The following is an 18543-nucleotide window of genomic DNA, read 5'->3' as shown; positions in this document are numbered from 1 at the left end:
GCGGCATCCGCGGGCATAGTTGGGTGATGGAGGCGCGGCCCGCGGTCGACGATGCCGCGCTCGGGCGTGAGGCGCTGGCCGTGCTCGAGGCGAACTGGACAGGCACTGGCACCGTGCCCGCGCCAGGTCTCTATCCGCACCAATGGAGCTGGGACTCCGCGTTCGTCGTCATCGGCCTGGCCAGGCACCGGCCCGACCGGGCCCGCGACGAGCTGCTCAGCCTGCTGCGCGGGCAGTGGGCCACCGGCATGGTGCCGCACATCGTCTTCCACACGCGAGAGGCGTACTTCCCCGGTCCTTCCGTGTGGCGCTCGCAGGAGCACGCTGCCGCGCCACACGTGCTGACCTCGGGGCTCACCTCGCCGCCGATGCACGCGCTGGCCCTGTGGTGGCTCTACCGGCACACCGGCGACGTCGCGTTCGTCAGGAGGGCCTTCCCGGCGCTGGTAGCCCAGCACGCCTACCTCTCCTCGGCCCGCGACCTCGGTGGCGCGGGGCTGGCCGCGATCGTGCACCCGTGGGAGTCGGGCATGGACGACAGTCCGGCCTGGGACGACGCGCTGGCCGCCCTGCCCGCGATCAGGTACGGCTACCGCAACGTCGAGCTGGACGAGCGCCACCCGGACAGCGACCACGACCGGTACGTCTGGCTGGCCATGCACTACCGGGACGCCGGATACCGGGCCGAGTACCTGCGGGACGAGCACCCGTTCGCGATCGAGGACCCGATGTTCAACGGGATCTGGCTGGCCTCCTGCCTGGCCCTGGCCGAGCTGGCGCCCCTCGCGGGCGCCGACCCGGCACCCCACGCCGAGCAGGCCGACCGCATCAGGCAGGCCATGCTCGACCGCCTCTGGGACGGCTGCTTCTACGCCCGCGACCTGCGGGCCGACCGGCTGATCCGGGTCTGCACGGTGGGCGCCTTCGGCCCGCTGCTGGACCCGGGGCTGCCCAGCGACCGCCTGCGCGCGGCCGTGGAGGTGCTGGAGTCGGCCAGGTTCATGGGGGCCACCGGCTATCCGGTGCCGAGCTGCGAGATCCGCGCCACCCAGTTCGACCGTACGCGCTACTGGCGCGGCCCTTCCTGGGTGAACACCAACTGGCTGCTGCGCAGGGCCGCGGCGGTGCACTCGCTCCACCAGCTCGGCCAGCAGCTCACCAACTGCACGCTGCGCCTGGTGCGGCAGGCCGGCTTCCGCGAGTGCTTCGACCCCTTCGACGGCAGCGGGCGCGGGTGTAGGGACTTCTCGTGGAGTGCGGCGCTCACCCTCGATCTGCTCGCCGATACCGTGGTGGAATGAGCTTTTTCCGCCGCCTGCCCGCCGATGTGCGCAAGTCCCTGGACACCGAGCCGGGGGAGCGGGTGCTGACCTACGCCGCCGGCGCGGCCTCCGGCTACGTGGTGGCCACGAACCTCGCCCTCTACCTGACGGACGGGACGCGGCTGCCGTACGAGGAGATCGACAAGGCGTCGTGGGACGAGCAGGGGGTGCGGGTGCTCACCATGGACGGCGCGTGGCACGCCGAACAGGTCTCGGAGCCACGGCTGGTGCCCGAGACCGTGCGCGAGCGCGTCAATTCCACGATCGTGGTCAACAAGCACGTCAAGCTGCCCGGAAGGGGCGGCGTGCGGCTGGTGGCCAGGCGCCGGCCCGGCGGCGAGGTGCTCGGCTGGACCTTCGTCTTCGACGACGGCCTCGACCCCGAGGACCCCGGCCTGCGCGCGCAGGCCGAGCAGGCCCTTGAGGGGTTGCGGCGCAGCATGGGCGTCTGAGGCGCCCATGCTGCGCGCATGATCAGTACGGTATGCCGCTCTCGCGGGCCTTCCGGTCCACAGCGTCCTCATCCGGCCAGCCGGTGCCCGAGTCGGGCTTGTGCCGGTCGGAACTGAGGAACGGGACGCGGTTCTGCAGCGTGTCGCCCACCCTGGAACGGGCCATGCCCGCCAGCTTCGACGCCTGCGCGCCCATCACACCGGCGACCTCCTGGACCCTCGGGTTGTCGGCAACACGCTGCGCCGTCCGCTTGATCTGCTCGTACCGTTCGCGACCCGCCCGGCTGCCCAGCACGTAGCCGATCGCCATACCAGCAGCGAATGTCATCCGATAACGCATCTTGCACCTCCGCTGTCTCCGGCCCTACCCCGCTTACGATGCGACACGCACTCCAGGAGTGCGCTAATCTATTCCTGCGCACAGCGAAGAGGCCCCAAAGCCCCGGCGAAGTGCGCAGATGCACGATCCCGCGTAGCTCAACGGCAGAGCAGCCGGCTGTTAACCGGCAGGTTATAGGTTCGAGTCCTATCGCGGGAGCTTCGGTCAACCAAGAGGTTGGCAGTTCAGGCCCTCTCACCGGCAACAGGTGGGAGGGCCTGAGTCGTTCCGGGAGCCACTACCCGGTTTGATCACCGTTGCCGAAGACGGGTCGCTGCGAGACGCCATCCTGACTGGTGCACGGCCAGCCCCTGACGCGCGAGGAAGCCCCGAATCTGTACGCTCTCCTCGACCGGATCGGCACCGGGGTGGGAGCGCCGAGAACCGACGCCGTGGCCCTCGGCGGCATGGTGAACGCGGCGTTCGGTACCTATGGGTGGCGGCGCCGGCGCCTGGTCATGATCGGTTATCCCCTCTGGCTGATCCTCACCCCGCAGGAGCGCATCGCGCTTCTCGCGCATGAGATGGCCCACTCCAGCAACAACGACGCCAGGCACGGGCTCTTCGTGGGCAGCGCGCTGCACTCCCTCAGGGAACTGCGGGCGGACGAACTCGGCGCGCGGGTGGCAGGCGGGCCGGCCATGGTCTCGATGCTCGATGCGTTGACCACCCGCCTGCCCTCGGCCGAGACCTTCCTGGAACCGAGCGCGGTCGTCGTGGGGGCATCGGATCTGTGGGACAAGCTGCGGGCAAGTGTGGCCGCGGTCCCGGACGAGGAGCTCGAACGTCGTCGCCAGGCCGCCCGCGAGGAGAAGGCCCGCGTGGACGGCACGCATCCGCCGACGTACCTGCGCATGGAGCGAGCGCGGCTCCTGCCGTACGTGGAGGGAGAGGTAGGGGCGGCCGAGGTGGAGAAGGTAGAGCCTGAGCTGGAGCAGGCCGCCTGCCGCGTGGCCGGGACCATCAGAGATGCCGCCCGATCAGCCCTCTACCACTGACCCGATCAGATCCCGTCATCATGGAGTACGCCTGGGCCGGCGGCTGTGAAGCTTGTAACGCAGTGCTCCGGAGCCCTGGTGCTCGCGCACCTCGGTCTCCTTGGCGGCCGGCCGGCCTGCACCGACACCGTCACGCGGCCCTGGCTCGAGCAGCGCGGGGTGACGGTGCTGGACGCGCCGTTCCACGCGGAGGGCGCGATCGCGACCGCGGGCGGGTGCCTGGCGTCCGTCCATCTGGCGGCGTGGACGCTGCTCCACACCGCCGGCGAGGCCGCCGCCCGGGCCGCGATCGAGTACGCGGCGCCCGTGGGCGAGAAGCAGGAGATCGTTCAGCGCGTCAGGTCCACGGTGGGCGCGGTCGAAGCAGCGCTGCGCTGACGTCAGGGGGTGGGTCCGCGCTTGGCGACGACGGCGGTGAGTGCCCACCCGAGGCCCACGACGAGGCCGCCGACGATGGCCACGAGGGCGACGTTGCCGATGCCGAGCATCGCGAGCGCGGCGATCAGGACGCCGTAGGCGATGGTGAGGATGAGCATCAGGCGCAGATAGGTCTTCTGGTTCATACCGACACGATCACGCGGATGGGGCTCCGGTTGTATCCACTGATCGGTGGACACGTCCCCCCGGTAACATCCGAGGCATGGGTGGCCCCGTGGACGCGCGGGCGGAGAACGCCTGGTTACGCTCCTACCCCTTCTGGGACGCGTACTTCGCGATCGTGCTGGTGGCGACCATCGTCGCCATCGTGGTGGACGGCGGCGCGCCCGTCGCCATCGTCCTGCTGCTCCTGATCACGGCCTCATACGTGGTGTGGGGCCACAAGGCGGTGCGGGCGCGCGTCGCGCCCATCAAGGAGGGCTGGTGGCACGTCGCCGCGACGCTCGTCCTGTTCACCGCGGCCGACCTGATCGCGCCGCAGTCCGCCGTCGCGCTGTCGGCGCTGATCCCCATGACGTTCATGGCGTTGCGGGCGGCGCGGGCGGTGGCCGTGCTGGTCGCCATGTTCGCCGGTCCCGCGATCCAGCTGATGGCGGAGTACGGGTCGCACCCGCTGCTGATCACGGTGGCGATCGTCGTCGGCGTGTCGGCCAACTCGCTGCTGGGGATCTTCATCGACCGGCTCTCGCGGCAGAACACCGAGCGGGCCCGGCTGATCCAGGAGCTCGACCGCACCCGGGAGGAGCTGGCCGAGGTGAGCAAGGAGGCCGGGATCCTGGCCGAACGCGAGCGGCTGGCCGGGGACATCCACGACACGCTGGCGCAGGGGTTCGCCAGCATCCTCATGCTGCTGCAAGCCGCGGAGGACGGGCACGACCCGCACGTGGCGCGGGCCGCGCGGACCGCCAAGGAGAACCTCGCCGAGACCCGCGCGCTCATCGCCGCCCTGGCGCCGCCCGCGCTGGAGGGCGCCTCGCTGGAGGAGGCGCTGGGGCGGCTGGCCAGGGGGTTCGAGCTGCCGGTGGAGATGACCGTCACGGGGGACGTCGACGTGCCGCGCCCCGTGGAGGAGGCGCTGGTGCGGGCCGCCCAGGAAGGGCTGGCCAACGTGCGCAAGCACGCCCGCGCCCGTACCGTGCGGCTGGAGCTCGCCCAGGTCCCCGGCTCGGCCGTGCGTATGTCGATCAGCGACGACGGCCGCGGCTTCGACCCCTCGGCGGTCCGGGACGGGTATGGCCTGCGCGCCATGCGCAACCGGGTGGCGCGGCTCGGCGGCACCGTACAGGTCACCGGCTGCCCCGGCGCGGGCACCACGGTCGCGGTGGAGCTGCCGTGCTCAGGGTGATGATCGTCGACGACCACCCCGTCGTGCGCGAGGGCCTGCGCGGGATGCTCCAGGCCGAGCCGGACATCGAGGTGGTCGGCGAGGCCGGGTCGGGGGACGAGGCCGTGGCGGTCGTGCCCCGGTTGCGGCCCGACGTGATCCTCATGGATCTGCGCATGCCGGGCGGCGACGGCGTCGACGCCATCGGGCGGCTCGGCGCAGGTCAGCGGGTGGTCGTGCTGACGACGTACGAGGACGACGGGGAGATCCTGCGGGCGGTGGCGGCCGGGGCGGCCGGATACCTGCTCAAGGACGTGTCACGGGCCGACCTCGCGCGCTCCGTGCGGGCGGCGGCCCGCGGCGAGACGGTGCTCTCACCCTCGGTCGCCGCGCGGCTGGCCGACCGGCGGGCCGCGCCCGGGCCGCCCGTGCTGTCGGCTCGCGAGCGGGAGGTCCTGGAGCTGGTCGCGGAGGGGCTCACGAACGCGGAGATCGGCAGGCGGCTGTACATCGGGGAGGCCACGGTCAAGACGTACCTGCTGCGGGTCTTCGGCAAGCTGGGCGTCTCCGACCGCACCTCGGCCGTCCTGGCCGCCCTGGACCTGGGCCTGGTACGGCGGCGCGGCTGAAACGTACCTGAAGATCGCTTCGGCTCTCTTAAGCCCCGCTTCAGGTGCGGCGGGCCACTCTCGGGCTGTCTCATCGACTCGGGGAAGGAGACCCCATGTTCAAGCGACGCGCCGCCGTGGTCGTCACGGCCGCCGTGCTCGGGCTCGCAGGACTGGCCGGAACGGCCGGAACCGCGCTGGCCGACGACGGCTCGCTCAAGGTGCGCGACGACGGCCCGGTCAAGGTGCGCGACGAAGGGCGGGTCCAGGTGCACGACGGGCCGGGCTTCCGCGGTGGCAGGCTGACCTGCTGGCTGAGTGACGGCAAGGTCGTCACGTTCTCCAGGGCGAGGGTGACCGAGCTCATCGACGAGGAGCTCATCGATCCTCAGCTCGCCGAGCCCGTCACCGTCGACGGCGTGACGACCGTGCCCGAGGACCGGCTGTCCATCAGCGTCCCGGCCAGGGAACTGCCGCGCAAGGTCACGGTCGGCAAGCGCCGGCACCACCTCGTCCACCTCACGTGCGTGTGGGACGACCGCTTGAGCCGGTAGCCCCTCGCCGCCGCGCCCCTGGGACAGCTCCCAGGGGCGTCAGAGGGGCGGGAAGTTCGGCGGGCGGCGCTCCAGGAAGCTCGCGACGCCCTCCGCGAAGTCCGGGCGGCCGAAGGAGGCGACCATCTCCTGGACGGCCGCCGCGGCCGAGGACTCCAGCGTGGTGTCCCAGTCGTGCCACACCTGCCGCTTGATCACCGCCATCGACGCGGGGGAGCTGTACGCCGCGAGCTCCCGCGCGTACGCCTGAGCCTCGGGAACGACCGACTCGCCCGGCACCACCCGGTTCACCAGCCCCAGCTCGTACGCCTCGGCCCCGGTGAACACCCGCCCGGACAGCAGGATGTCCATGGCCCGCTGCTGCCCCATGATCCTGGGCAGCACCCAGGACAGCCCGTACTCCGCGATCAGCCCCCGGCGCGGGAAAGCGGTGGTCCACTTGGCGTCCGCGGCCGTGAAGACGAGGTCGCAGACCAGCGCGTGCACCATGCCCAGCCCCGCGCAGGCCCCGTTGACGGCGGCGATGATCGGCTTGCCGATGGTCGTCGGGAACGTGTTCGGCCGGGGGTCGGGCTCCTCGTCGTAGGAGCCGCTCCGGATCGCGGACAGCGCCTTGAAGTCCGCCCCCGAGCAGAACCCCTTGCCAGCCCCCGTGACCACCACGGCCCGCACCTCCGGGTCCTTCTCCGCCTCCGCCAGCAGGTCGAAGTAGCGCCGCCCCATGGCGACCGTCCACGCGTTCAGCGTGTCGGGACGGTTGAAGGTGAGCGTGAGCACGCCCTGGTCGACGGATGAGAGCACGAGTTCTGCCATGTCCTAACCGAACCATGTTCTAGGCGGAGAAGGCAAGGAGCGGTCAACGGTGGTGGACGAAGGCGGGGGCGAGGACGCTGGTGTCGTAGTAGCGGTGGAAGACCGGGGTGACGCCGCCCGACAGCGGTGGCACGATCCACGACCAGTCGGCGGGGCAGACGCGCCCGGCCTGCTCCTCGCGGGACAGGTGGGTGAGGAAGCGCCGCGACTCGGTGTGGTGATCGGTCATCGTGACCCCCGCCTGCTCGAACGAGTACAGCACCGCCACGTTCAGCTCGACCAGCGCGTGGTCGCGCCAGAGCGTCCGCTCGGTGGAGGTGTCCAGGCCCAGCCGGTCGGCGACCACCTGCAGCTGGTCGTACCGGTCGGTGTCGGCGAAGTTGCGGGCGCCGATCTCGGTGCCCATGTACCAGCCGTTGAAGGGCGCGCACGGGTAGCAGATCCCGCCGATCTCCAAGCACATATCCGAAATAGCTGGTACGGCGTGCCAGCGCAGGCCGAGCTCCTCGAACCACGGGTATTCGGGATGAACCAGCGGCACCTCCAGCACCGCGTCACCCGGCAGGTTGCACAGGAGCGGATCGCCCAGGCCCGGCTGGATGATCAGCGGCAGTACGTCGAACCGGCCCGACCTGCCCTGCCACCCCAGCGCCTTGGCCGTCTCGGTGAGCTCCACGTTGCGCGGGTCGCCGACGACGCTCCCGTCGCGGCCGCGGTAGCCCGCGTACCGGATGAGCTGGTCGTTCAGTATGCGCGGCCCCCGCCGGGCGGGCGTGTCAGGGGGCAGGACGGTGACGGTGGGCCTGATCTTGCCGCTCCCGGTGGCCTCGCGCAGGTGGGCGACGCACTCGAGGGCCACCCCCTCGGCCGTGGTCACCTGCCGGCGGTCACGTACCTTCAGCGAGCGCCAGTAGAGCCGCCCGATGCACCGGTTGCTGTTGCGCCAGGCGACCCGGGCGCCGAACTCCAGCTCCTCGTAGGTGTGCGTGTAGGTCCCGTGGCGGCCCACCTCCCTGGCGATGTCGCGCAGGCGGGCGTTCATGCCTCCGGCTTTGGGGTTCTCGGCGTGGAAGAGCCTGATGAAGCGCTCCGCCTCGCGGAGGTCGGTGGTTCGCTCGAGCACCGCCTGTACGGCGAGGGCATCGAAAGGACGCAGGTTCGTGATCCAGGTACGCACGCGGCAATCAACACTTCTCCGTCATCGGAGCGCCCCGCCGATTCCGGGTCGGCGACACGTTCCTGGTGGCGGCGCCCTCTCCTCGCCACCGTCACGACTTGTCCGCGGCTATCGGTCCCTGTGTGACCGGTAGCTTCATCTTTACTCGCCGACGCGCCTTTGTCCCGCCAAACCACGAAATGCACGCGGCGTCTCACGCCACGCGGTGGGCGCCCGGGGCGAGGGTGGCGTGGAGGAAACGGGGGGCCTGGAAGCCGTGCTCGGCGAACGCGTTCGACACCGACTCCTCGACACTCGCCAAGCGGTCCACCGGCACCAGGGCGATGGCGGAGCCGCCGAAGCCGCCGCCCGTCATCCGGGCGCCGCGCGCCCCGCCCCGGAGGGCGGCCTCCACCGCCACGTCCAGCTCCGGCGACGACACCTCGTACTGGTCCCGCAGCGACAGGTGCGAGGCGTTCAGGATGGCGCCGATCTCGGCCACGGCGCCGGCGCGCAGGAGGCCGATGAGGGCCTCCACGCGGTGGTTCTCCGTGACCACGTGCATCGTGCGCTTGCGCTCGTCCCCCTGGAGCTGATCGAGGGCCGCCGCCAGGTCCGTGACGTCGCGCAGGGCCGGGACGCCGAGCTTGCGGGCCGCCGACTCGCACTCCGCGCGGCGCTTGGCGTACTCCCCGCTCGCGTGCTCGTGGTGTGCCTGCGTGTCGATGATGAGCATGCTCAGCCCGTGGGAGGCCAGGTCGAGCGCGATGTTCCTGGAGCCGAGCGAACGGCAGTCGAGGAACAGCGCGTGGCCCTCCTTGCAGAGCGCCGAGGCGGCCTGGTCCATGATGCCGCAGGGCATGCCGACGAAGTCGTTCTCGGCCTTCTGGCTGAGCAGGGCGATCTCCATGGGCGTCATGCCCAGGTCGTGCAGGTCGTTGAGTGCGGAGGCGACGGCCACCTCGAGGGCGGCGCTGGAGCTGAGGCCGGCCCCCGCCGGGATGTCGCCGTCGATGGCGATGTCCGCGCCCGCCACGCGGTCGCCCAGCATGGCGAAGACGCCGACGACGTAGCGGGTCCAGCCCTTGGACGCGTCGTGGCTCGCCAGGGTGACGGGCTCGCCGGGGGCCTGGAGCGACAGGAGCCGGATGGTGCGGTCCTGGCGCGGGGTGATCGCGGCCGTGACGCCCCACGGCACGGCGAAGGGGAGGACGAAGCCGTCGTTGTAGTCGGTGTGCTCGCCGATCAGGTTGACCCGGCCGGGCGCATGCCAGACGGTCTGGGGGGACGTACCGTAGGCGGCACGAAAAGCTTCAACAACGCGCATAACCGAACACTCCTCAACAAAGGCCCGACCGTAGACTAGCGCCATGAAGGAACTCCTGGATGCAGGGCTCGGCCAGGTCCGGGTGTTCCTGATGCGCGACGACAACAAACCGCGCAAACTCAAGTACAACCTGGGCCACTCCCGGCTGCTGACTTTCGGCGGCGCGTACTCCAACCACATCAGGGCCGTGGCCGAGGCGGGGCGGCGGCACGGGATCGAGACCATCGGGGTCATCCGGGGTGAGGAGCATCTGCCGCTGAACCCGTCACTCGCCCACGCGAGGGCCTGCGGGATGACCCTGACCTATCTGGACAGGGCCACCTACCGGCTCAAGCACACCGAGCCCGTGCTGGCCGGGCTGCGGGCGCGGTGGGGGGACGACGTGGTGATCCTGCCGGAGGGCGGGAGCAACGCGGCGGCCGTGCGGGGGTGTGCCGAGCTGCCAGGGGAGATCGGCGAGGAGTACGACGTCATCTGCTGCCCGGTCGGCACCGGCGGGACGCTGGCCGGGATCTCGGCCGGGCTGCCGGAGGGGAAGCGGGCGATCGGGTTCGCGGTGCTGAAGGGGGCGGGGTTCCTCGCCGGCGAGGTGGCCAGGCTCCAGCGTGAGGCGTACGGGCGCACGTGGTCGAACTGGGAGATCAACCTGGACTACCACTTCGGCGGCTACGCCAAGTCCACGCCCGCTTTAGACGCCTTTATCGCGAAATATCGTGTCGAAGGCGTCTACGTGGCCAAGATGCTCTACGGGATCCTGGACCTCGCCCGGCAGGGCGCCTTCCCCCAAGGCGCCCGCATCGTCGCCGTGATCACCGGTCAGCCCTCCACCCCCGTGGCCGAGTGAGGCGCCCCGACCGGCTTCGACTCGGGTGACCCCCGCTGCCGCAGATAGATCGCCAGTGCCACCATCGACAGCACGGCCAGCAGCTCGGACTGCCAGTTCTGCAGGGTCCGGTTCCAGAACTCCGGCGAGGTCACGTACGACCACCAGTCCACCGGATCGCGCAGGTCGCCGAGCCGCTCGGAGTTGTACGCCGCCTGCCCCGCCACCGACTGCGCCAGCCACGACAGCACGAAGACGACCCCCATCACCATCCCCAGCGAGTTGCTGAACAGCCAGAGCCGCAGCCCGCCGACCTTGGCCCACGGGGGAGAGTCGGGGCCTGCGTACGGCCCGATCCGCTGCTTCTCGTCGGACTCCGCCCCCGCCTCGTCCACCTCCTTGGACTCGGGGGACCCCTTCTGCACGAGCCAGACGGTCAGCATGATGAACAGGAAGAACTGCAGGTACTCCGACTGCCAGTTCTCCGCCACGTCCACCGCGAACGAGGACGACGTCACGTACTGCAGGAACGAGACCGGCTCGGCGCCCTCGGCCAGCTGCCGGTCGTTGTACTGCAGCATCCCGGACAGCGCCTGCCCGCCCAGCGCCAGGAAGAACATGATCATGAAGGCGAGGGTGAGAGAGTTCTCCTTGAGCCACCTCACAGCCGCGACCACCCCACCGCGAAGAAGTACGCCAGGCCGACCACGATGATCAACATGGTCAGCGTGAACATCACCCGCATCAGTCCTCCACCTCGCATTTGTAGGGGAGGTCGGGTACGGGCTCGCACCCGGCGGCCTTGACCCGCCAGCCGTCGGAGAACTCATGCAGGAACAGCGTGTCACCGGCCAGCCGCACCTGTGCGTCCTCGCCCCACACGCTGACGGCGGTGACCCGGCCGCCCGGGCCGAGCTTCACCTCGCGCAGCGCCTCGGCGCAGGTCTGGCCGGGGTTGGGGAGATTCTCGGCGGTCTTGCGGGTGAGCATCGCGCACGCGGCCTCCTCACGGTGCGCGGAGACGGCCGCGTGGAAGCGCTCGGCCGCCTGAGCCGGGGCGGCCGTGTCCGGGGCGCAGCCGGTGGCGGCCAGCGCGATCACCGGCACCAGGATGAACAGGGTCCTCATGGATCCCTGCTACCCGCGGATCATCCCCGCATGCTAGCCGCCGAGCTGGTCGAGCACCGGTGACACCAGGGCGTTCAGCTCGCGTACGAGCACCACCACCGCCCGGTGCGCGCGCTGCTCGACCTCGTCGTGCGGCCCTTCCGGCTCGGCCGGCAGGTCGTCCAGGGGCACGGGCACCTCCAGCAGCAGGCTGGCCCGCAGGAACGGATGCCTGGCCAGGTCCTGCTGGGTCGGGTCGACGTACTGGCCGAAGGTCTCCTGCCAGCCCAGCCAGCCGCGGTCGCGCCACCAGGCCCGCGACCGGGTCAGCTCCTCGGGCAGCGGCGAGACCACCCTGACGCGCGCGTAGAGCGAGCCGTCCCAGGTGTTGCGGTGGCAGGTCGCGTCCAGCACGCGCCGGTCCCACCGCACGTAGCCGGGGGTCAGCGACGGCGGCGTGGCCAGCCGCCACGCCGCGCACGCGAACCTGACGGGCGCGATGTCGCCCCACTCGAACTCTTCGAGGTTCTTCCGGACGTGTACGGCATAGCGCCCGTCACGGTCTCTGTCGAACTCTTGATCGATCCAGAACGCTCTGCCCATGGGACTACGCTACGGCCTCCCCCCGCTCCGTGCAGGGGAGGCTGTGACCCGGAGATCTGGGAATGGCCTGTGACGGAAGGGGCACATGTGTAGCTTTTTCACATTGTTGGCTGACTTTGGAGTGAGCGATGGCGTCAGAACAGCTCGACGCGGCCATGAGCTACTGGCAAACGGGAGATCTCGACGCGGCCGCCGCGCTGTTCAGGCAGATCGCGGCCACGGGAGATCCGGAAGCGTCTCACCTGCTGGCCGGGCTGCTGCACGAGCAGGGGGACCTGGACGGCGCCGAGGCGGCGCACAGATCAGTGATCCAGTCGGGCGATCCGGTGTTCGGGCAGCGCTCGGCCATCGCCATGGGGATGATGCTGGTCACCGCCAAGGAGTGGGCCGCGGCGCACCGGGTGCTGACGATCGCGTCGGACGGCGCCGACTTCGAGGTGGCCGCGCTCGCCGACACGGCGCTGGTGCTGACGCTCACGCAGTTGGGCGACGCGGAGGGCGCGCAGGCGGCGCTGGAGCGGGCGCGCAGGTGCGACAGCGCCGCCGTGGCCGAGCTGGCCGACCGGCTGGAGCTGCCCGAGTTCCACCAGGACCCGGCCTCGGCCCGCGACCTCTATGAGGAGGCGGAGGACGAGGACGACTACCGGGCGCTGCTGACGTGCGGCGACCCGGACGTGGTGTCGCTGGCGGCGTTCCGGCTGTATCAGATCTACGCGGAGGAGGAGGACTTCGAGCAGGCCAGGGAGGTGTGCGAGCACGCCATCGCCGTCGGGCACTCCGACCACCTGGCCATGGCGCACAAGCTGCTCGCCGCGGTGCTGGTGGATCTGGGCGAGTACGCCGAGTCCGCGGCCGCCTACCGCGTGGCCGCCGAGGACCCCAGGCCGGACATCCGGCTGCCGTCGCTGATCGAGCTGGCCAAGGTGACGGCGTCGCTCGGCGACGAGGAGGAGACGAAGGCCATCTTCCGCCGGGTGATCGCCAGCGGCCACCCCGAGTACGCCGTGCAGGCCCAGGCGTGCCTGGCCCAGATGCACACCGAGGCGGGAGAGCCGGCCGAGGCGCTGGCCGCGCTGCGTGCCGTGCTGGAGGCGGGGGAGAGCGAGTGGGGCCCGATCTGCGTCACGCTGCTCGGCATGCTGCTGGACCAGCATCCGGAGGCGTACGACGAGGCCATGGAGCTGGCGCGGTTCGCGTTCGGGCACGATGATCCGGACACCGCGTTCAAGGCGGGGCTGCTGCTGGAGCACGCCGCCAGGCAGCAGCCGCTGGCCGACCCCGTCGAGGAGCAGGCACTCCAGGACACCGACGCGGGGCTGGCCCGCCTGCAGGCCGGCGACGTGGCCGAGGCCAGGCGGCTGCTGCGCAAGGCCGCCGACTCCGGCGCGCCGACGCAGTCGCTCAGGGCCATGGTGACGCTGGCCGAGCTGGAGATCGGCGAGGGCGACCGGGAGCAGGCCGACGAGCTGCTGGCGTACGTGGCCGAGGAGGACGACGCGCTCCAGGGCTTCAACACCGCCTTCCTGCTGCACCTGCTGCGCGAGTCGGGCGAGCGGTCGCATCCCGTGCTGCAGGCGATCCTCGACCACCAGCGGCTGGGCAGGGAGGAGGGGCTGGTCCGCTACCACGCGACCACGGAGCACCCGGATCCGGCCGTCGCCGCGATCGGCACCGCCGTGTTCGCCCAGGTGCTGGCCTCGATCGGGTACGACCTGTCGGAGGCGGCCAAGCTCTTCCAGTCGGCGGCCGACGCCGGGGACCCGCTGGCGCTGTCGTACACGGCCGTGATCTGCAAAGAGGTGCTGTCCGACGCGGACGAGGCGGTCGCGCTGCTGCGCCGGGCCAGGGCGGAGGGCCATCCGGTGCTGGCGCCCTGGGTGGGGTACGCGCTGGGCGGGCTCGTCGAGGAGCACGACCTGGTCGAGGCGCGGGCCGCGTACACAATGGCCCTGGCGAGCGGCAACCGCGGGCTGCGGACCCTGGCGGCCGGCGCGCTGCTGACGGTGTACGAGCGGCAGGGCGATCTGCTGGCCGTCTGCCGGATGCATGAGAGGAGCACCGAGGAGGAGACCTCCGAGGACGACCGTGCGCGCAGCGCCTGGCTGCTCGGTCTGAACCGGGTCAGGCTCGACGACCTCTCCGCCGCGCGGGCGGCGTTCGAGCGGGCCACGGGGGAGCCCGAGGAGATGGGGCGCTTCGCCCGTGCCCTGCTCGACCGCGACTTCGAGGCCGCGGCGGCGGCGTTCGAGGAGATCGGCGACGAGGGCAGCGCCTTCCTGGCGAGCATGCTCGCCATGGAGAGCGCGCACGCCTGGCAGCGGCGCGGCGAGCTCGCCGCCGCCGACGGGGCGCTCTCGCTGGTGCTCGCCGCCGGGTACCCCGGCTACCGGCAGGAAGCGGGGTGCTACCTCGGGGCGCTGCGTAACGAGGCGGGCGACAAGCGCGGGGCGCTGGAGGCGTGGGAACAGGTCGCGGACGGCGACGACGAGCGCCTGGCCGCCATGACGCGGTGGGACATCGGGCGGGTGCGGCAGGAGCTCGGCCTGCTGGACGAGGCGGCCGCGGCCTACCGGGCGGCGCTCGAAGAGCTCGACGGCAGGCGGAGGCAGGACGCGACCGTGCGGCTCGCCGAGGTGCTCGTGGCGCGCGGGGCGGCGGAGGAGGCGGGGGAGCTGCTGGTCGGGGAGTTCGGCGCGGAGGGACGGCTCCAGCTGGTCCGCGTGCTGCGCGACCACGGCGACCTGACGGGCGCCCTCTCCCTCCTGACACGGGAGTCCGAGGACGCGTGGGAGGCCCAGCTGCTCGGCGAGCTGCTCGCCAGGACCGGCGATGTGGCGGGGGCGCGCGAGGCGTTCGAACGGGCCGTGGCCGCCGACCCGGCGTCCGCGTCCGGCACGCTGGTCACGGCGGCCAGGCTGCTGGCGGAGGCCGGGGACGGCGAGTACGCCCGCTCCGCTCATGAGCGGGTGGTCGCCCTGGACGACGACGAGTGGCTCACGGCCGTCGCCCGGGTCCGGCTCGGCACGGCCTCGGCCAAGGAGCGCGGATGGGTGCTGGCCGACGACGGCGACCGGGAGGGCGCGGTCGCGGCGCTGACCGAGTTCGCCGGGTCGGAGCTGATGGCGCAGGTGCTCCTCGCGCTCAGCGACGACGACGCCCGCGCCGTACGCCGCCTGGTGGCCGCCGTGGATCCGGAGGCCCGGCGGGAGGCCCTCGCCGAGACCCTCGATCGGGCCCGCGGGCTGGACGACCACCATGCTGCCGCGGCGCTCTGCCGGGTGGTCGTCGAGCTGGGCGAGCCCGACCTGGCCGCGCGGGCCGCGGTGGATCTCGGCGTGATCCACGCGCAGCGCGACGACCACTGCCAGGCCGAACTGGCCACCCTCCCCGCCACCGGACACCCGGAGACGGCCGCGAACGCCTGGCGCAACATCGCCGTCGTCCGCCACCGCCGCGGCGACCTCGACGGGGCGATCGAGGCGGCACGTGCCGCGATGCCCGCCACCGCCGTCGTGCTGGCGGACCTGCTCGACACGCGGGGCGACAGCGCGGGCGTACGCGAGGCGCTGACCGCCGGGGCGGCGGCCGGCGACCTCGAGAGCCTGCGCCACCTGCTCGCCCGCCTCCTCGTCGAGCAGGACCACGACGCCGTGGCGGAGGAGGCCGAGCGGGCCGTCGGGACCGGCGACCCCGAGACCGTGTCCATGGGCTACTGGGCGTGGGGCGACGCGTACAAGGCCCGGGGCGACCTGGAGAACGCGGCCCTCATGTTCGGGCGCGGCGTGGACACCGGCTTCCCCGAGACCGAGCCGAGCATCCGGGTGGACCTGGCCAAGGCCATGCGAGAGCTGGGCGACGCGGCCGGGGCCGAGCGGGAGATGCGGCTGGCCCTCGAGTCCGGCGTGCCGGACGCCGTGGACAGGGCCGGAGTCCAGCTCGGCATCTGGCTGCACGAGGAGGATGACCAGCTCGGGGCGGCGCAGGCGTTCGCCGCCGCCGCGGGCGCCGGGTCCGAGGTGGCGACGGCGAACCTCCGCGTGCTCGCCCACCAGGCGGCCGGCCGTGGCGAGCACGCCCTGGCCGTCCAGATACTGCGGCTGATGGGCGACGAGGCCGGCGATGTGGCACGGGAGCTGGCCGGGCAGTGCGAGGACCCGGCGGCCGTGCGGGCGTACCACGAGTTGACGGGGCGGGGGCCGTTCACCGAGGTGGACGTCGCCGACCGGCTGGCCGCGCTGGGTGAGACGGCCGAGGCCCGGGCGATCTACGAGCGGCTCAGCGCGCATGACGACCCGGACGTACGGTTCGTCGCCGGCGGCAGGCTGCTGGAGCTGCTCGACGACGAGGGGGACGACGACGCGTTCTTCGACGTGGCGCAGCGGGCGGCGGCCGACGCCGACAGCCCCGTCCGAGGGGTGTTCGGGAGCCTGCTCGGCATGCTGCAGGGCAACCGCGGTGACACGGAGGCGTCCCTCGACACGCTCCGGGAGGCGGCCGCCGGCGGCGAGCCCATCGCGCTGTCCACGCTCGCGCAGACGCTGGTCAAGGCCGGGAGGGTGGACGAGGGGCGGGAGGCGTACCTGCGGGTGCTCGACGCGGGCGACGCCGGCCTGGCCGCCCGTGCCATGATCGCGCTCGGCCAGACGTACCACGACTCGGACGAGGAGCGGGCCCGGGAGTGGTACCTGAAGGGCGTCCAGGAGGGTGGGGGGCACGTCAGCGCGCTCGCCGCGATGTACCTGGGCGCGCTGGCCAAGCGGAACCGCGACTTCCCGGAGGCGCTCACCTGGTACCAGCGGGTCATCGACGCGGGGGACGAGGAGTCGGGGCTGGCCGCGGCGCACCTCGGCGAGCTCTGCTACTGGCTCGGTGACCGCGACGGTGCCCTGCGGTACTACGAGCTGACGCTGGGGCTGACCGAGCAGGCCGACCTGGTGGCCGAGGCCGCCTGCCGCCTGGGCGAGATCCGGTACGAGCGGGGCGATCTGGAGCTGGCCCGGCAGCTGCTGATGACCGCCGTGTCCACCGGCGACTCCTCGTTCGCGCCGTCGGCGGAGTCGCTGCTGGCCAAGTTCGGCTGAGCCCCGGCCATTGTCTTTAATTTAATGACCAGCTAACCTCATTTGGTCAAACAAATGAGGTGAGACGGGATGGCCAGAACAGGACGGCCGCCACAGGATCCGGCGCGCCAGCTGGAGCGGGCGCACCGGATCCTCGACGCCGCGGCCGAGCTGGTCCTGCGCTGGGGCTACGACAAGACCACGATCGACGACGTGTCCAAGCGGGCAGGTGTCGCCAAGGGCACCATCTACCTGCACTGGAAGACGCGTGACGACCTCTTCGCCGCGCTGCTGCGCCGCGAGCGGGTGCGCATGCTGGCCGACGTCCGCGGCCGCGGCCCCGCCACGCTGAGCGAGCTGTACGGCGAGTTCGCCCGCGCCCTGCTCGGCCGGCCGCTGCTCAGCGCGTTCATGCGGGGCGACTCCGAGATACTCGGCAAGTTCGCCCGCCAGAAGCAGCAGGCCGGCAGGGCGCCGGAGATGGGCGGCCCCCTGGACGCGTACGTGGCGGAGCTGGTCAAGCGCGGCGCGGTGCGCGAGGAGGTGGAGGACCACATCCTGGTGGCCAACGCCGTCCTGTACGGGTTCCTGTTCCTGCCGGACCGGCGGCCCGACGAGCCCGGGCCGTCCGACGACCGGATCGCGGACATGGTCGCGGATACCATCGAGCGGACCATGAGCACGGGCCGCCCCCTGTCCGGCGACGACGCGAGCGCCGTCGCCCGCGCCACCCTCGACTTCCTCGACGCCACGGAGGAGGTCGCCCAGCTGAAGCTGGCGGCCTCCATGGGCCTCAAGGAGCGTGCGCTGTGAAGACGGTGCTGCCTCTCGACGACGCCGCGGCCGATCTCGCGACCGTGGGCGGCAAGGGCGCCTCGCTGGCCAGGCTGGCCAGGGCGGGGCTGCCGGTTCCCGGTGGGTTCCACATCACGACGGGGGCCTACCGGGCGTTCGTGTCGGCGTTCGGTGAGGAGATCGCGCATGCGGAGGAGGCGCGGGGGCTGTTCGCCGAGCATGACATGCCGGCCGAGATCGCCGCGGAGATCCGCCGGGCGTACGAGGCGCTCGGCGACGACGTGGCGGTGGCGGTGCGTTCGTCGGCCACCGCCGAGGATCTGCCGGACATGTCGTTCGCCGGCCAGCAGGACACCTTTCTGAACGTCAGGGGCGAGGCGCTGCTGGATGCGGTGAAGCGCTGCTGGGCCTCGCTGTGGAACCCGCGTGCCATCGCCTACCGCGAGCAGAACGGCGTCCCGCACGACGGCGTGGCGCTGGCGGTGGTGGTCCAGGAGCTGGTGGAGGCGGAGTCAGCGGGTGTCATGTTCACCGCCGATCCGGTCACCGGCAACCGTGACGAGATCGTGGTCAACGCCTCCTGGGGGCTGGGTGAGGCGGTGGTCGGCGGTCAGGTGACTCCCGACACGGTCGTGGTGTCGGGTGGCGCGGTTGTCCGGTCGCAGGTCGGCGACAAGACGGTCATGACGGTGCGCACCCCTGACGGCACGCGCGAGGAGCCTGTGCCGGAGGAGCTGCGTGGCAGGCCGGTGCTGGAGGGGGCGCGGGCGGTGGAGCTGGCCGC

19 protein-coding genes and 1 tRNA gene are annotated in these 18543 nt (G+C 71.9%); 12 read left to right on the top strand and 8 right to left on the bottom strand.

Annotated features, from left to right (window positions below; translation table 11 throughout):
* Window positions 1-26: 26 nt before the first annotated feature.
* Together AB0H84_RS44650 and AB0H84_RS44645 are read left to right on the top strand one after the other, a co-directional pair.
* Window positions 27-1301, top strand: a complete 1275-nt coding sequence (locus tag AB0H84_RS44650; RefSeq protein ID WP_357618685.1) for a hypothetical protein — start codon at window positions 27-29, stop codon at window positions 1299-1301.
* Entirely contained in the window at window positions 1298-1774 is a 477-nt protein-coding gene (locus AB0H84_RS44645; RefSeq protein WP_357618682.1) for a hypothetical protein, read from the top strand. The genes AB0H84_RS44650 and AB0H84_RS44645 overlap by 4 nt, the downstream gene beginning before the upstream one ends.
* Before the next feature lie 22 nt (window positions 1775-1796).
* Here AB0H84_RS44645 and AB0H84_RS44640 read toward each other — a convergent pair whose 3' ends face one another.
* Window positions 1797-2114 carry a YtxH domain-containing protein gene (locus tag AB0H84_RS44640; protein WP_357618679.1) on the bottom strand — a complete coding sequence of 106 codons (318 nt, stop codon included), beginning with the start codon at window positions 2112-2114 and terminating at the stop codon, window positions 1797-1799.
* Window positions 2115-2240: 126 nt separating this feature from the next.
* Between AB0H84_RS44640 and AB0H84_RS44635 the strand changes: the two genes are divergently transcribed.
* The 3 genes from AB0H84_RS44635 (at window position 2241) to AB0H84_RS44625 (ending at window position 3529) form a co-directional block, all read left to right on the top strand.
* Window positions 2241-2312, top strand: a tRNA-Asn gene (locus AB0H84_RS44635).
* A 137-nt stretch (window positions 2313-2449) separates the two neighbouring features.
* Entirely contained in the window at window positions 2450-3151 is a 702-nt protein-coding gene (locus AB0H84_RS44630; protein WP_357618675.1) for a M48 family metallopeptidase, read from the top strand.
* Between the two features lie 45 nt (window positions 3152-3196).
* The gene (locus tag AB0H84_RS44625) at window positions 3197-3529 is read left to right on the top strand and encodes a hypothetical protein (protein WP_357618672.1); all 333 of its coding nucleotides are present in this window, start codon (window positions 3197-3199) and stop codon (window positions 3527-3529) included.
* A gap of 2 nt (window positions 3530-3531) precedes the next feature.
* Here AB0H84_RS44625 and AB0H84_RS44620 read toward each other — a convergent pair whose 3' ends face one another.
* Window positions 3532-3714: a hypothetical protein gene (locus AB0H84_RS44620; protein WP_357618669.1), complete on the bottom strand. Its 183-nt coding sequence runs from the start codon at window positions 3712-3714 to the stop codon at window positions 3532-3534.
* 77 nt (window positions 3715-3791) lie between these two features.
* Between AB0H84_RS44620 and AB0H84_RS44615 the strand changes: the two genes are divergently transcribed.
* The 3 genes from AB0H84_RS44615 (at window position 3792) to AB0H84_RS44605 (ending at window position 6075) form a co-directional block, all read left to right on the top strand.
* A complete protein-coding gene (locus AB0H84_RS44615) occupies window positions 3792-4934 on the top strand; it encodes a sensor histidine kinase (protein WP_357618667.1) in 1143 nt (380 codons plus the stop codon).
* Entirely contained in the window at window positions 4922-5542 is a 621-nt protein-coding gene (locus AB0H84_RS44610) for a response regulator transcription factor (RefSeq protein ID WP_357618664.1), read from the top strand. Before AB0H84_RS44615 ends, AB0H84_RS44610 begins: the two co-directional genes overlap by 13 nt.
* A gap of 95 nt (window positions 5543-5637) precedes the next feature.
* The gene (locus tag AB0H84_RS44605; RefSeq protein ID WP_357618661.1) at window positions 5638-6075 is read left to right on the top strand and encodes a hypothetical protein; all 438 of its coding nucleotides are present in this window, start codon (window positions 5638-5640) and stop codon (window positions 6073-6075) included.
* 39 nt (window positions 6076-6114) lie between these two features.
* On the opposite strand, the gene AB0H84_RS44600 is transcribed toward AB0H84_RS44605, so the two are convergent.
* The 3 genes from AB0H84_RS44600 to galK all read right to left on the bottom strand — a co-directional run bounded on the left by AB0H84_RS44600 (window position 6115) and on the right by galK (window position 9371).
* Window positions 6115-6888, bottom strand: coding sequence for an enoyl-CoA hydratase-related protein (locus tag AB0H84_RS44600; RefSeq protein WP_357618658.1), 774 nt, complete (start codon window positions 6886-6888; stop codon window positions 6115-6117).
* A gap of 43 nt (window positions 6889-6931) precedes the next feature.
* A complete protein-coding gene (locus AB0H84_RS44595) occupies window positions 6932-8065 on the bottom strand; it encodes a nitric oxide synthase oxygenase (RefSeq protein WP_357618655.1) in 1134 nt (377 codons plus the stop codon).
* Between the two features lie 193 nt (window positions 8066-8258).
* Window positions 8259-9371 (bottom strand): galactokinase, encoded by a 1113-nt coding sequence (gene galK / locus AB0H84_RS44590; protein WP_357618652.1) that lies wholly within the window; start codon window positions 9369-9371, stop codon window positions 8259-8261.
* Between the two features lie 43 nt (window positions 9372-9414).
* On the opposite strand from galK, the gene AB0H84_RS44585 reads away from it, so the two are divergent.
* Window positions 9415-10215 (top strand): pyridoxal-phosphate dependent enzyme, encoded by an 801-nt coding sequence (locus AB0H84_RS44585; RefSeq protein ID WP_357618649.1) that lies wholly within the window; start codon window positions 9415-9417, stop codon window positions 10213-10215.
* Here AB0H84_RS44585 and AB0H84_RS44580 read toward each other — a convergent pair.
* The 3 genes from AB0H84_RS44580 to AB0H84_RS44570 form a co-directional block, all read right to left on the bottom strand.
* Window positions 10188-10820 (bottom strand): DUF6766 family protein, encoded by a 633-nt coding sequence (locus AB0H84_RS44580; protein WP_357618646.1) that lies wholly within the window; start codon window positions 10818-10820, stop codon window positions 10188-10190. The genes AB0H84_RS44585 and AB0H84_RS44580 overlap by 28 nt on opposite strands.
* Before the next feature lie 118 nt (window positions 10821-10938).
* Window positions 10939-11322, bottom strand: coding sequence for a hypothetical protein (locus AB0H84_RS44575; protein ID WP_357618643.1), 384 nt, complete (start codon window positions 11320-11322; stop codon window positions 10939-10941).
* A gap of 33 nt (window positions 11323-11355) precedes the next feature.
* Window positions 11356-11904 carry a hypothetical protein gene (locus tag AB0H84_RS44570; protein ID WP_357618640.1) on the bottom strand — a complete coding sequence of 183 codons (549 nt, stop codon included), beginning with the start codon at window positions 11902-11904 and terminating at the stop codon, window positions 11356-11358.
* A 128-nt stretch (window positions 11905-12032) separates the two neighbouring features.
* Between AB0H84_RS44570 and AB0H84_RS44565 the strand changes: the two genes are divergently transcribed.
* The 3 genes from AB0H84_RS44565 to AB0H84_RS44555 form a co-directional block, all read left to right on the top strand.
* A complete protein-coding gene (locus AB0H84_RS44565; RefSeq protein WP_357618637.1) occupies window positions 12033-16985 on the top strand; it encodes a tetratricopeptide repeat protein in 4953 nt (1650 codons plus the stop codon).
* A 69-nt stretch (window positions 16986-17054) separates the two neighbouring features.
* A complete protein-coding gene (locus AB0H84_RS44560) occupies window positions 17055-17777 on the top strand; it encodes a TetR/AcrR family transcriptional regulator (protein WP_357618634.1) in 723 nt (240 codons plus the stop codon).
* Window positions 17774-18543: PEP/pyruvate-binding domain-containing protein (locus tag AB0H84_RS44555; protein WP_357618631.1), on the top strand; the 770-nt coding region annotated here is incomplete at its 3' end. The genes AB0H84_RS44560 and AB0H84_RS44555, both read left to right, overlap by 4 nt.

The organism is Nonomuraea sp. NPDC050786, from assembly GCF_040654115.1.
GTDB lineage: Bacteria > Actinomycetota > Actinomycetes > Streptosporangiales > Streptosporangiaceae > Nonomuraea.
The sequence above is the reverse complement of the archived record's forward strand: the minus strand, read 5'-3'. Positions and strand labels throughout refer to the sequence as shown.